We start from the raw sequence: 13422 nt of genomic DNA on the forward strand, positions 1-13422 counted from the left end.
CCCCATGCGCAGTCGGCCAAGGCGCTTACGGCAAGGTCTTGAGCACGGCTTTCGTCGGCGCGGAGAAGTTATAGCCGTCGTGGCGGTCCCAGTTGATCGACCAGGTCATCACGCCGCGGAAGTCCGGATACGCCTGCAGCGGCTTGATGGTGCCGCAGTTGAGCAGGCGCGTCAGGCAATTGAGGGCGTTGCTGACGTCGGCATTCGTCGTGAAGCCTGATCCGGCCGAGCTGCGGCCCGACGGCACGCCGAAGCCCACCTGGTCCGGACGCAGGCCGGCGAAGGTGTTGCCGCCATAATTAAAACCCTCGATCAGCATGCGCGCCGTGGCCACCAGCTGGTCGGCCGAACCGGCCTTGATGGCGCCCGTGGCGTAGGGCGTGTAGATGTCGCCATTGTTGTAGTACTGCGGGTGCAGCACCGTCAGCTCGCTGCGCAGGGCGTTGATGATGGGAATGTAGGCGCCCCAGATGCTGCCGTAGCTCGTATATCCCCCTTCCACGTACACCCATTCGGGCGCCATCGACAGGTAGAAGCTGCTGCCGACCCTGGCTTTCAGGTTTTTCACGGCGATCGGCAGATAAGTCTGGATGGCCGCGCCTTGCGCCACGCCGTTTTCCAGGTCCAGGTCGATGCCGTCGAAGCCATATTTGGTGATGATGGCGTACAGGCTGTTGGTGAAATTCGTCGCTTCGGCCGTGTTGCCGACGGAAACGGAACCGTTTTGCCCGCCCAGCGACAGGATGACTTTCTTGCCTTTCGCCCGCTTGGCGGCCACGTCGGCGATGAATTGCGCTTCCGTGCCCGCGCCCGGATCGATGGTCAGGCTGACATTGCCGCCGCCCGCGTTGTCGCCGAACGAGACGACGATCACATCCCAGTCGTCGCTGACCTGGCTGATCGGATACGTGGCGCCGCTGGGGTTGGTGAAGTTGTGCCAGTAGCCGATCAGCGCATGTTTCGCCAGGCCGGTCGGCGTCGGTGTCGGCGTCGGTGTCGGCGTTGGTGTCGGTGTCGGGGTAGGCGTCGGGGTGGGTGTTGGCGTAGGAGTTGGAGTCGGCGTCGGCGTGCCGCAGTCTCCCGCCGCCGTCCATGGCTGGCCGCTGCCGGCGCCGCCGCTGCTGGTCGAGGGGTTATTCCCCTGTGTCCACCAGTTGGCCGTGTAATTGATGTTGTTATAACTGGCCTTGCCGCCGCCGTTGTAGGCCGTGCCGCTGTTCCACGGCGCGTAGCAGGCGGCCGCTTCGGTGGCGCCGGCCAGCAGCACGCTGGCGCCTGCGCCGGCTCCATCGCCGCCACCGCCGCAGGCGGCCAGCGTGCCGCCGAAAAGGGTAATGATGAGGCTATTCATGACTGTCCGGTTCATTGCATCTCCTTGTGTGTTTTTATCATGGCCGGGCGGCTGGACACCGTCCGCTGTTTCAGGGTGCAAGCAATGCAGGTGGTAGTCAACTGGTTTTGTTCTTTGCGCCAGATCACAAGACCAGTTGCAGCCTTGCCCCAGACAATGGGCGATGCGGGCCATACCAGTGCCTGTTTTCCGGTGCGCTGGTATGGTCTGCGCAATGGCGTCCGGGGCGCTGTTGTCCTGTCCCGTGGAGACGCGCAGGGCAAAACCGGCGCCGGGAGCAGGGCGGGGAAGGGAGGCGGATGCCGGGCAAGGTCTTGCGGCGGCTACGGCGCGGTTTCCTTGCGCAAATCGGCGTACGGCACGCGCGACAGGTCCAGCAGCATCTGCGTCAAGGCCACGGTTTCGCGCTGCATCAGCCGGTAATCCACCCGGGTCACGGTGCCGATGCCATAGTTGAACTGGCAGGCCGGCGCCTTGATGTAATGCATCGTGGGAATCGGCTGCACGCCAGGGAAAGTCTGTCCGGCATCAGGCCAGGCGGCATTCCTGGCACGGCCGCCGCCAGAATTATTGTGTGGCAATACGAACCCGGGCGCCGCTCCGGCTTGCCTGAGCATGGCGTAGGACGCCTCCATCAGGGCCGGCGTGCGCGGCGTAAACAGCACGGCCGGCTCGAAGCTGCCCGTGGGCCGCAGATAACCGTTGGTGAAAGCAGGCTCTTCCAGCGCGCCCAGGTGCCCGATGGTGAGCATCGCCGCCATGCGCTGCGTCAAGCCGTCGTCCTTGTGCCGATCCATAAACTGCTCGACGCCCGCGCCGCCCGCGAAATGGCCGCCCGTCAGCAGCAGCATGACGCTGCGCGGCAAGCTGTCCTGCGGCAGGCGCGCCAGGTATCGGGCCATGTCGACGATGGCGTTCGGCCCATTGTCTTCCAGCCCGTTCGCGCCATCCGTGTGACTAGCCAGCACCATCAATTCCCCGGACTTGCCGGGGATGATGCCGACCAGGTTGCGCGTCTGCACCTGCCGCACGGTGGCCGCCATGGTCAGCCGCAGGACGGGCGCCGTGCCCGCCAACACGCGGTCACGCAGGCGCTGGCCCCGGTCATGGTCGATAAACACGCCGGGCAGCTGGCGCACCACGCCATCGAGGGGCGCATACAGGCCGTCCGACGACAAGGCCGGCGTATCCAGGATGACGATCACGCCCGCCGCACCGGCCGCCTGCAGGCTGTCCAGCAGGGCGATGAACGGCCCCAGCATCTGGAACGGGCGCGCATACGGCGTATCCGGCCCCATGGCCTTCCGCGGGTCGTGGACGTGCACGGCCGCCTGGTGGAACACCTCGCCCGTCCACGCCACCGTCGGCATCTCGACAAGCACCAGTTTGCCCGCCAGGCTGGCGTCGGGCCGGCTGCCGGGCGCCAGGTAGACGATGCGTCCCGCAATGCCGGACGGCGGCGTGACGCCCGAATACGCAATGTAGCCGGCCGAACGCAGCACGCCAGGCCGCTCGCCATCAAGCACTTCCAGGCCCCAGTTTTCCGGGGCCACCGACCATTGCCGCAAGCTGACCGGTTCAAAGCGCAGTTGTTTGACACCGGCGCGCGCCAGGCGTTCATGCAATGCGTCGATATATCCCTCGTGCCGGGGCGAGCCCGTGGCGCGCAAAAGGCGCTCGTCCAGGTCGTATTGCCAGTCCACCAGCTGTTTTCTGGACAGGAATTGCGTGGCGTCTACCGTCACGGCAGCCGCGGGCGGCAGGGCGCGTGCCGGCCAGGGACCGGGCTTGCTGGCACAGGCGGACAGAGCTGCCACAACGGCCAGCGCGGCGCCCGCGTGCAGCAGACAGCGCGAACGGTGACGGGACGACAGCAAGGCAGCGCGCGCCGGCGCCACGCAAGCACCTTGAGACTTTGCCTGCACAATCGCCTGTAAATTATTGATTCTATTGTTATGTTTCGCTGCAAATGTCATCGAGGAAGTCAAGCATGTCCGGCAAAACAGAAAGGCGGGCAATCTTACACGAGCAAATCCCGGTCCTTATGGATTTGCAATCCTATCGTGCGCGGCATGCCAACGGGCCATTCCGCGCGCGTCAGGCATGGCAAGGGCCAGCAGATCGACAACCTTTGCTATAAAACAACAACACAAAACGATTTACTTGATAAAATAAGTTTTCTTTTCTGCATGGTTAGGAATGAAATGACTCCATACCAAACTGACGTCGCTATTTGTGTCGCTCTGATAGTCATCGGTGTCGCGCTGTCTGCCTGGTGCTTCCGGGCTGAAATTATCAATAATAAGCGTGAGCGCTGCAAGTGTTGCGGGCGCCCCCTGTAAAACCCGTTACAGCGCAATCTGCACGTAGTCGTCGAGCCGCGAATCTCTGATTTTGCGGCTTTTTTTTGCCCGCGCGCTGCCGCGCATGACGCCCAGGCACGGCCCGAGCGCCGCCATATCCATCGGACGGCCGCCGTCAGCTTGCGCCATCTGTGGCGCAGGGGCACGGCTTCCGAAGCCCGGCAGGCAGGCCCGATTACCGTACCGCCGAGCCAGCCATGCACGGCGCGCGCTTCGCGGCGCAGGACTCGGGCCAGATAGGCCCGGGAGTGTGCGTGGCGTGGTGAAAAACAAGCTTGCCGCATCGCAGGCTTGGGCATCGCATTGCTTATCTGAGACTGTGAAGGAGCGAAGGCCGTAAATCGGTATTGCGATTCCATATCGGGCAGTACGGGGATTTTTTCAGATCCACCTAATTCTTCGCATAATTTATATTATGTCAAATTGAAGATGGAGGGTACCAGGCAGATCCTCCTGCCCGCCGTACTTTGAAGTAAATGTGCTACTGCTTCTGAAGTGAATTTGCTACTAGTACGCCGACAGCATTGTGAGTACTCCCGCGACAGCATTCTGAGTACTTTGGGGTTTCAGACCGAAAAAGATCAACTTAGTGTCGTGGAGATCTGAGGATGAAAAAGATCAACTTGCTGTCGCACAGTGTCTCGAACAATCACCTATCCCACTCGTCAATTGTTGACGTGCCGCGAGCCTGCACAGATCGCATCGGTCTAAAACGCACTCCGCTCGCCAGAAAAAAGGATGTAGAATATTTTGTACACCACAAGAACGGTAACTCATGCACCTCTACGAAGTCGGCAAAGCAGTCCGCGTCCGTCGCTTGGACCTTGGGTTGACGCAGCTTCGCCTGGCGCGGTTGGCAGGTCTGTCGCGCCAGACGGTGCAGCAATTGGAAGTTGGAACCATCACCGACTTGAGTTTTGGACGCGTGGTGAAACTGCTGGGTGTACTTGGACTCAGTTTTGCCCTGCCGACGGTCAAGGCCAGGGAGAAAAAGCGCGGTTTGTGGATGGCGGCAAAAAACGCGAGTGTCAGCTACAAGGGCGAAATTAGCAGCGAGCAACTGCGGCAGGCCTTGACTACCGGTCAAGTGCCGAGTAACAATCAATCGCAATTGCTACACTTTCTAGACGAAACGCCCCTGCAGATAGTCGTGATGGCGGTCGAGGAAACTGCGCATCTGGGAGCTGTCCCACCAGCGCACATTTGGGCATGCGTTGGCCAATTGGCCCGGCAACTAGGTAGTGTACGCAGTAATCTCTGGCTATAATCGTTATATTCGTAAGGTACGGCAGATGCTGCAGATTCAGCATGTCATCCGAGGTGACGATGACTTCGTCACCTCGTCGTCAGCTAGCCTGTCTCAAGTTTTATTCGCCGCTTCGAGCGAGCCAACGCCATCCCACACTGGGTAAGGCAAAATATTTGCTAACTTGTCCTCAACTACAAACGCTAGGCTGTAGCGAGCCCTGGTAACCGCGACATAAAACTTGTTCCGCGACTCTTCCGTTTTATCCTTTTCGAAAACTGTAAGATCGCCGCCAAGAAATTTCAGGTGCTTATCCGGTGGAATTACCAGTACGCGGTCAAAGCCGAGACCTTTGCAAGACCCGAACGTATAACATAGGAGGTTATCTGGCAGATATTTACGGCCAGTTGTCGACGACCAGCGGAGTACTTGGGGTTGAAAGGCAGTCAGATACCCAGTTACTTGGGACTGCTTTACTATAAACGCACCACAGTGATGGGCGATATCTTCAGGAATTTTCTCAACTCCGGATATCGTCTTGTCATACAGTCCAGCATGTATCGTATCGGATAGGTCACAGATTTCCTGGACGCATCTACGATTTTTAGGCATCGATTTTTTTTCAAACTTCAGCTTGACGACAAGGTAATCAACCTTCTCCTGAAGCGTCTGCGGAGCCTTATGGCCAAACGTTGTAGTGTAAATCGTCTGCCGAAAGTCCCCGACACAACAGATCGAGTTGGGCATCACCTTGTTGATAGATTTGATCACATCGTAATCCCAACCGACCAAATCCTGCACTTCATCAAAAAAAATCCTCTCATAAACTTCATTCAGCCGCCTAGCTGCTGCATCTTTGGATTGCTTCGCAATATGAGTCGCAAGCTTTGCTAACAATCCAGAGTAGGCCTTGGTTTTGCAAGGTGTAAGGTAATGCAGTGGATTGATCGTTCCGTCAGCCCTCTTTTCACCTCTTCCTTTAATATGAAAAGTTGTACCCGGCATCAAGTGAGGATTGGATTCAGTGAATGAGATGGTCGTGATTCGATCGGGAAATACCACGCGTTGATAGGGGCGCACCATATCTTCGAGATAAAACGTGAAAAGCCCTTTGACAATAAAGTGTTCGCTACTGGCGCCGTACAGTTCGACAAAGCGTGCACGCAGTTCTGCTTGGTTGTTGGTGGTATAGGTGATTACCAATACCCTCCCCCCACCATTGATGACTTCAATCGCGTCAGTGATGATTTTATGCGTTTTACCCGATCCGGCGCCCGCGATCCAAAGTTCATTAGGCAAAATTAAGTACCTCATCCAAGAATTCTGGGTATTTGAAATTTAACTCACCATCAAAGAGCCTGATGGCTGAATCGACCTTGCGAGCACCTTTGCCATTGCCTTTTATGCTCTTAAACCATTGAATCAAATTCTCCCTTCTGTCTTGTAAAGTGAGATTCGCATCATAGAGTTTGTAGGTCGGAGCCGATAGCACCTCTTTTGCAAACGCATCAAGTGTTTCGATATCGATCGCATTGGCATAGATCATCGCTGGCTCAAGCGAAAATTCATTGTCGTTAATTGATGAAAACAGTTTGACATTGGGAAATTTAGCGTATTCCAGACGTCCTTGCACAACGTTACCTTGATAGTCTCCGTCATTATCCCTTAGTACATGGATTTTGGTACCAATCTGTTTTCCCACCTCAATGAACGTCTTGAAGCCAACCCCGCGCACTACAATGATATCAATCCCATCCTGCTCAGGCAGTCGATTATGTTTTCGCTGGTAGATCTTCTTGAGCACCAGTTCATCCGACGGTCCCTCAACCAAAATCACCTTGCTCGATAGTGCTACTCGTAGGGTATCGTAGCCAGGAAGACGCTTAAGTGTCTTCACAACTTGAGCGTCAAGTGTATGCAACCTTTTGTACCCTGACTGTACTAAGCAAATCTTGTCGATGCTGAGCTTGTTCAGCACATAAGAGCTATGGGTAGTCAGGAAAAGTTGCTTGTCTGCCCTCTGGTTCTCAACGTAGTGCACAAGCTTGTTTAAATTAGTGTGGGATAAATGGTTTTCGGGCTCTTCCATCATCACTAAATCGATATCGTGGGATTTGTTCTGTATAGCAAGCTTGATTTGCACATTGCTTTGCTCCCCCTTGCCGATGAAATGAAATGGCACATCATCCACCTTTAGTTGCAGGCCCGTCTGGATGGCCCCCGCTGGTAAGGTACTTGCTGCAATGGTGAGCCTGCGATCCGTGATGAGGTGAGCCGTGTCAAGGTTGGCATTAACCGTCATGACCTCTCCGGAGTTGTTAAATACCTGTAGGTTTTCACGATAATTGAGGGTTAGTTTTACCAGTTCTTCTTTCTCGAGCGCAGTGTTGAGAATGCTAGAGATATACTGATTCTTCCCTATGGTGGGGTGGATTCGTGTCGGATCAATGTAAAGAGCTTTGAACTTCTTTGCTATCGGCCTAATCGGGTTCCAGCCAAAATCGAGCCATTCCAACTTATAAAACTCGATCGGAATACTAGTGATACTAGGATTGGTCAGCAGGTATTTCTCATACACGTCCTCTAATAACACATCGAAACAGGCTTGTACTACGACTCCTTGGGCATCTGCCTTGAGGCTATTATTCGTGCCACGGTACTCAGGCACACCTTCAATATAGGCTTCGATGGTCAGAACGGGTAGGTACTTCGACGTCTTGTCGGAGGCGAGGAAGAGGTTGACCGCATCTTGATTGAAAAGATCGGGCGAAAATTCGCCATTGAAGGGCCGTCCACGATGGTTGTAATTTAGCACAATTTCTAATGCTTCTAAAATCGTACTTTTTCCGGCATTGTTATCGCCTACGAAAATATTGACATCGTCATTGAACTCAAGAAGCTCGTCACGAAATTTTTTGAAGTTGATCAGCTTAATCGATTTAACGTGCACTTTAAACCCTTCTAAATATTACTCCATGATGGTGCATTGCCATGAAAACAAACGATACCTCTGAAGTGACGTTTTGTCTACATGGCAATGAGCTAGGAACGCAAAGGGCTAGACTAGGTTTAAATCGCCCTTTCTGTCGTTGAACTCAGTTCAATCAAGTTTGGGATTGCGGCCACGCAGATCACTAATGATTTCCTGTTGTGAAGCGAGCGTAATTTGCGCTGCAATTAATGCAGATTCCAGCGTTTTTGCTTGGGTTGATAGCATCTCTGTTTGCGCCGCTGTCTGGACCAACTGTTCTCCGAGTGTCTCTATCAAACGCTCGTTGCCGGCAACTTGCGCCAACATCACTTCGACCTGTCGTGCCGTACTTTGGCTGGTCGCAAGCTGTTCGCTGAGTTGGCGCCCTCGAGCCTGCTCGTCATAAAGGGACTTCTCAGCGTGCGAAAGTGCAGCAACGAGCCGAGCACCTTCCTGGTTTAAACGTGTCGATTCTTCCTGCTTTTTCACTACAGCCTGCTGTTGCTGCCGTAACTCCGCCTGTAGTTGTTGAAGCTGTTGCTCGTGGCGACGCAGCTCCTGCTCACGCTGCTCTTTGACGGATTGCCTATAGTGTTCTAGCGAGTTATGCGCATGGGTATGTTTTTCTTCCAGCGATCGTCGGTATGCCTCGTTTTCATCTAGGCGCTCCTGAAGATCAACCACCTGCTGTTGGGCAGTGTGACGGGAGATGCATTCTTCTTGCAGGCGCATACTTGTGTCGTTATGTGCCCGCCCTATTTCTTCGACGTAAGCCTTGGCTTGACGTAGTTGCTCTTGCAACGAAGCCATCTCCTGTTGCAAGCCAGTTACGATCCCGGAATGGTCGCGTTCCCGCTTAGCAAGGTCTACCTCGATCAAGGCAATACGTTCACTCGCTTCCTCGTGCAACCGCGTCGCCAACCGCGCCACGATATCCTGCAACGCATCGCTGATCGGCGCCTTGCGGCCGTCGTGGCTGCCCTCCTCCGCTTCCAGTTCTTTCAGATATTTATGGATGGTGGTTTTGGAGCCTGTGTTGCCCAGGGCAACGCGCACTGCGTCGACAGATGGGTGCCGGCCTTGCGCAAGCAACGCATCACGTGCTTTTTTGACATCGGAATAATAGAGTCCAGCACGTGCCATGGTGCGTCCACGAAATAAGATAAGATATTACATACCATGTAATTACATACCATTTTTGGCGAAAATCAAGGCGAGATTCTGCTTGAAATTGAGGCCGGATAATGTATTCTTATCCTGTGTCAGGCTAGGTTTTATTAAGTTTTGACAGTGCACCTGCACATTTAGCCTGAACGTCAGACAAACGCGGCACCCCTCCTTTTGCCAACGACCACATCACTGCCCTTGCCCACCTTCCTTCAGCGTTGCTTGCCATGTCTGATATCGATCGCTTCCTGCAGGCCGCCACACGCGAAAATACCCGGCAGAGTTATCAAAGCGCTATCCGCGACTTCGAGGTGGAATGGGGCGGTTTTTTGCCGGCCACCCCAGACAGCATTGCGCGCTACCTGGCCAATCGCGCCGACAAACATTCCGTCAATACCCTTCGTCAGCGGTTGGCTGCATTGGCCAAGTGGCATCTCGATCAAGGCTTTCCAGATCCGACCAAAGAACCAGTGGTACGCCAGGTCTTGCGTGGCATCCAGACCTTATACCCAGTCCAGGAAAAGCGGGCAAAACCCTTTCAGATCGATCAACTCAAACTAGTCGATCATTGGTTGACGGCCGGCGCTGACGCGGCACAAGCGCAGGGAGCACTGGGGGACGAGTTGCGCTACCGTCGCAACAAGGCACTGTTTCTGCTCGGATTCTGGCGCGGGTTTCGCGGCGATGAGATAACCCACCTGCAAATAGAGCACGTTCACATCACTCCAGGCGAAGGGATGACATGCTTCCTGCCGCGAACAAAAGGGGACCGCCAGTTTAAAGGCAGCAGCTTCAAGGTGCCACTTCTATCGCGCCTGTGCCCGGTCACCGCTTACGAGAAGTGGGTCACTGCAGCGGCATTGCCGGACGGTCCAGTGTTCCGCGCAATTGATCGCTGGGGTAACATCCGCCCTACCGGTCTCAATATCGACAGCTTGGTACCACTCCTGCGCACTATCCTGCACGACGCCGGCGTGGACGCGCCTGATCTGTACAGCGCGCACTCATTGCGGCGCGGCTTTGCCAGCTGGGCGACAGCCAATGGATGGGATTTAAGCACCCTCATGGCACACGTTGGGTGGAAAAACGTGCAGTCCGCCATGCGTTACATTGACAGGGAAGATTCCTTTAACCGTCGCCGCATCGAACATGCCCTGCGCCCTACTGATTGCAAGTGATAATGCACAATGACATTGCCTTAATTCATGCAAAAAGTGAAACGCATTGCGTTATAGCACCACGTATAGCTACGCGTATCCGATACAATGAACTGGTCGTCATATTCGTAAGACGGAATCATGGGGTTAAAATGAGATGATGGGATTTCCCCTCCTCTTCTTCTAACAATTCGACAGGTATTGCGATATAGCGATCACAGCAAAGCATGACTTCATGACCGCTGGCTGCTGCATCGACGAGGTTGTCTTCCTGATAATCACTGCCATCCAAATAATCCTGAAGTTTAATTTTTTCTTTAACGGTATCATAAAATAATAAATCTTTTCGCTGAGGAGACCAGCAATAAGTATATTCGCCGATTGGAATTATTCGGACCACATTAGAAGGATCAGACGCATAACCTTGAGCAATAAACCTTGAGCCGGTTAGAAAGAGTGCTTGGCTCCTATATTTTATGCCAAATTTTTTTAAAAACCAAGCATCAGCCTCATTATGAAGTGGCAATGAGAAGTTGCGAGGTTTTCGATCTTTGCGTACGGCCTTTATGAAAGGCTCGACTAATTTATTAGATCCGCTCAGACCTCGATAAAAGGCCAAGTTTTCAAATGATTTGATCATTATTCAATATATTTCTTTCGTGCACGTTTTGGTGACTTGCTCTCATCACTGTAACTCGCGGATTGCATCGATTTGGAGATTTCAGTTAGTGAATCAATTACTCCTAGCAAGCGCTCATACTCGGACATCGGTTTTGTTGCGGTGCTGTCTTGGAAAAGACCTGATTGTTTGTTATTTGAATGGGAGAAACGAAAACTCGCCGGAACGCAAGGAGCAATCTCAACTTCAATTTCATTTGAATGGCTCAATTTTCGAACTAAATTCTCTACACCGAACTTTGCTACGATTCTGAGCTCTGGCAGAGAAATATCTGAAGTTGGCCGATCCTTGAGTTCCTCACGTCTCGCAATATCCCTTGCAACGCGACTTCCCAATCCACCGCTAAAGCCTAACTCCCCCCTTGCACGTTGAAGTGCCGCCATGAATGTGTACCACAACGCCAATCTCCTATCTTGAAATGGAAGCAAGAGCTGAAGATGGTCGAACGTGCGAGGCGAAATTTGTGTGGCTAGGAAAGCACATGCGGCACGTAAGTCTTCTGACTCTACGCGCGTTGCAACGTTCAGTAGTGATTGGAAATAACTTCCTCGCTCTTCCCTGGTTGATTCCGCTATTTGACGAATGGATGGCTGACCAGGAACATCACGAACCATGTTTTTCCAAGCTTTTTCAAGTGCAGAGTGGTCCTCTTCGACCAAAGCTTTGCAAAGCAACATAACGTCATTCTTGCTGTCGATATCGAGGTAGAGCTGAGCAGCAAGATGGAGAATTGGCAAGCAATCCGAAATTGTGGATTGCATCATATCAATACGTTCATTGTTCCCTGAAAGGCTTAAGGCCTCCAACCATAGATCAGGTAAGAAATCTAGATAGTCAACGTTGGTGTTGTTGGTCAGAGCTCTCGCCCAAGTATAAGAAAACGTTCGTTTGCATATCGCTGGTGATAGGTCAGACACAATTAATTTACCTGACGCATGGTAAATCGATTCAATAAATGAAAGTGAAAGTACGGCTTCAATTATTGGAGTTTTTTTATAATGATCTACGGAATCAAAATGATTAAAACTCATTGCATCCTCCAATGAAAGCACCCGAGAGAATGCTGAGAATGGAGTTGGAGTTGAACTAGAGGAGTTTACTGCCGCAAAGAACTCATTAATCTCTGCACTGCGCATAATTACCAGCGAGGGCAAAGTTGCGCGGTTAACACGCGCCGGGTCTTCATCCCAGAATGCCAGCAATGTTTTTGGTGCCGCCGGAAAATTATAAATTGCCTGAGAGATACTGCCTTCCATGGAAAAAGTGCGCTGCACGAATTGACTCATTTCAAGGAGTTCACGCCGCTTAATAATTGTATGCCACATTATTTATCCTTGCCGAATATGTTTGCCCTTGTGATTGCCTTTTTTTCTGGATTTAGCAATCTAATCGCCGATTCTAAATATCCTGGAACCGATTTCTCATAATAAAGGCTAAGTGCCGTCTTGGCCCGCGTAACACCGGTAAAAGCAAGCCGACGCTGCACCCCTCGCATACGACTCAAGAAATCCAGTCCGGCTAAATGAACGGCTCGGAATTCGAGTCCCTTTGCCGAGGCGATCGTGCTAACCCATATCCTCCGCTCCGCATCAAATCCCTTACTGCCACACAGTGTAACTTGATCCGCGAGCAAAGTCGAACTCAGATGTTTGTGAATAAAATTAACTTCCTCTTTTCTTGGACACAAAACGCCAATCAATTCATCTGGATATGCAAGACGTTGGTCCCGAATCTGCTCGGCTATTGCGATGGCCTGATCCTCAATAGCTAAACCGAATTTTGGTGTTACACGTGATGGATAGTTTAATTCATCATATCGAGAATGGGTTACCATCGGAATATGTTCTGCTTTTCCCTTCATGATTCCATCAGCGAGCTTGCAAATGGCAGTGCCATTCCTATAATGATGTTTTAATTCATAGAGTTCACCAATTTCCATAAGTTCCGCATTTGAATCTTCAGCAATTTCGTAAACCCGTTGCCTCGAGTCAGCGGTTGCGACGACAATATCAGCGATAGCACGGAAAATTCGAATCTCGTCGATCAGATAGTCCTGCGCTTCATCAAGTAAAAGTGCGTTATAGACCTTACCAAGTTGCCTATCTTTAATCAATTGCAAAAGCGCTGAGGCTTTGACTTTCCGGGCGTCCATGAGGTCCATCCCGTCAGTGTCGAGCTTAACCCCATGCTCATTCAATATCTGATTGAATAGCGCAGCATGGGTCACCACCTTATCCTGAGGAAATTTATATTGGCCGCCACCGGTTTTGATAAAATTCCTCAATACCGAACCAAAAACAACAATATATAGATGCGAATAGTCGCCCAGAAAAAGATGATTTGCCCGTAAAAGAAGCAGGTTCGTTTTCCCGCTTCCGGGTGGACCCTTAATTACGAGATTATCTTCCAAAGGAAGGTCAAGAATATCATTCTGTTCCTCAAGTAAATCACTCGGGTCTTTCCACCACAAGCTAGACATAGCTAGTTC

11 protein-coding genes are annotated in these 13422 nt (G+C 52.6%); 2 read left to right on the forward strand and 9 right to left on the reverse strand.

Annotated features, from left to right (window positions below):
* Window positions 1–25: 25 nt before the first annotated feature.
* The 3 genes from AC07VI_RS07105 to AC07VI_RS07115 all read right to left on the reverse strand — a co-directional run bounded on the left by AC07VI_RS07105 (window position 26) and on the right by AC07VI_RS07115 (window position 3843).
* Window positions 26–1351 carry a chitinase gene (locus AC07VI_RS07105; protein WP_492994175.1) on the reverse strand — a complete coding sequence of 442 codons (1326 nt, stop codon included), beginning with the start codon at window positions 1349–1351 and terminating at the stop codon, window positions 26–28.
* 323 nt (window positions 1352–1674) lie between these two features.
* On the reverse strand, window positions 1675–3249 hold the full coding sequence (locus AC07VI_RS07110) for a PA domain protein (RefSeq protein ID WP_492994177.1): 1575 nt from the start codon (window positions 3247–3249) through the stop codon (window positions 1675–1677).
* A 450-nt stretch (window positions 3250–3699) separates the two neighbouring features.
* Window positions 3700–3843 (reverse strand): hypothetical protein, encoded by a 144-nt coding sequence (locus tag AC07VI_RS07115; protein ID WP_492994179.1) that lies wholly within the window; start codon window positions 3841–3843, stop codon window positions 3700–3702.
* Between the two features lie 646 nt (window positions 3844–4489).
* On the opposite strand from AC07VI_RS07115, the gene AC07VI_RS07120 reads away from it, so the two are divergent.
* A complete protein-coding gene (locus AC07VI_RS07120; RefSeq protein ID WP_492994181.1) occupies window positions 4490–4981 on the forward strand; it encodes a helix-turn-helix transcriptional regulator in 492 nt (163 codons plus the stop codon).
* A 93-nt stretch (window positions 4982–5074) separates the two neighbouring features.
* Here the strand turns inward: AC07VI_RS07120 and AC07VI_RS07125 are convergent, their stop codons facing one another.
* From AC07VI_RS07125 to AC07VI_RS07135, 3 genes are all read right to left on the reverse strand, one after another.
* Window positions 5075–6259, reverse strand: coding sequence for a UvrD-helicase domain-containing protein (locus AC07VI_RS07125; protein WP_492994183.1), 1185 nt, complete (start codon window positions 6257–6259; stop codon window positions 5075–5077).
* Window positions 6252–7910, reverse strand: a complete 1659-nt coding sequence (locus tag AC07VI_RS07130; protein WP_492994185.1) for an ATP-dependent nuclease — start codon at window positions 7908–7910, stop codon at window positions 6252–6254. The genes AC07VI_RS07125 and AC07VI_RS07130 overlap by 8 nt, the downstream gene beginning before the upstream one ends.
* A gap of 150 nt (window positions 7911–8060) precedes the next feature.
* On the reverse strand, window positions 8061–9074 hold the full coding sequence (locus AC07VI_RS07135; protein ID WP_492994187.1) for a DNA-binding protein: 1014 nt from the start codon (window positions 9072–9074) through the stop codon (window positions 8061–8063).
* Between the two features lie 251 nt (window positions 9075–9325).
* Between AC07VI_RS07135 and AC07VI_RS07140 the strand changes: the two genes are divergently transcribed.
* Complete coding sequence (locus AC07VI_RS07140; RefSeq protein ID WP_492994189.1) at window positions 9326–10276, forward strand: site-specific integrase; 951 nt, start codon at window positions 9326–9328, stop codon at window positions 10274–10276.
* 118 nt (window positions 10277–10394) lie between these two features.
* On the opposite strand, the gene AC07VI_RS07145 is transcribed toward AC07VI_RS07140, so the two are convergent.
* The 3 genes from AC07VI_RS07145 to AC07VI_RS07155 are packed head-to-tail and all read right to left on the reverse strand — an operon-like array spanning window position 10395 to window position 13413.
* The gene (locus tag AC07VI_RS07145) at window positions 10395–10895 is read right to left on the reverse strand and encodes a hypothetical protein (RefSeq protein ID WP_492994191.1); all 501 of its coding nucleotides are present in this window, start codon (window positions 10893–10895) and stop codon (window positions 10395–10397) included.
* Window positions 10895–12259, reverse strand: a complete 1365-nt coding sequence (locus AC07VI_RS07150; protein WP_492994193.1) for a hypothetical protein — start codon at window positions 12257–12259, stop codon at window positions 10895–10897. Before AC07VI_RS07150 ends, AC07VI_RS07145 begins: the two co-directional genes overlap by 1 nt.
* Window positions 12259–13413 (reverse strand): ATP-binding domain-containing protein, encoded by a 1155-nt coding sequence (locus AC07VI_RS07155; protein ID WP_492994195.1) that lies wholly within the window; start codon window positions 13411–13413, stop codon window positions 12259–12261. Before AC07VI_RS07155 ends, AC07VI_RS07150 begins: the two co-directional genes overlap by 1 nt.
* Between the last annotated feature and the right edge of the window lie 9 nt (window positions 13414–13422).

The sequence above is a fragment of the Janthinobacterium sp. GW821-FHT03A03 genome (assembly GCF_059421435.1).

Coding starts and splice junctions, on each gene's coding strand:
- AC07VI_RS07145 (WP_492994191.1), bottom strand. CDS start 10,895: ATGATCAAATCATTTGAAAACTTGGCCTTTTATCGAGGTCTGAGCGGA.
- AC07VI_RS07105 (WP_492994175.1), bottom strand. CDS start 1,351: ATGAATAGCCTCATCATTACCCTTTTCGGCGGCACGCTGGCCGCCTGC.
- AC07VI_RS07140 (WP_492994189.1), top strand. CDS start 9,326: ATGTCTGATATCGATCGCTTCCTGCAGGCCGCCACACGCGAAAATACC.
- AC07VI_RS07155 (WP_492994195.1), bottom strand. CDS start 13,413: ATGTCTAGCTTGTGGTGGAAAGACCCGAGTGATTTACTTGAGGAACAG.
- AC07VI_RS07120 (WP_492994181.1), top strand. CDS start 4,490: ATGCACCTCTACGAAGTCGGCAAAGCAGTCCGCGTCCGTCGCTTGGAC.
- AC07VI_RS07115 (WP_492994179.1), bottom strand. CDS start 3,843: ATGGCGCAAGCTGACGGCGGCCGTCCGATGGATATGGCGGCGCTCGGG.
- AC07VI_RS07135 (WP_492994187.1), bottom strand. CDS start 9,074: ATGGCACGTGCTGGACTCTATTATTCCGATGTCAAAAAAGCACGTGAT.
- AC07VI_RS07150 (WP_492994193.1), bottom strand. CDS start 12,259: ATGTGGCATACAATTATTAAGCGGCGTGAACTCCTTGAAATGAGTCAA.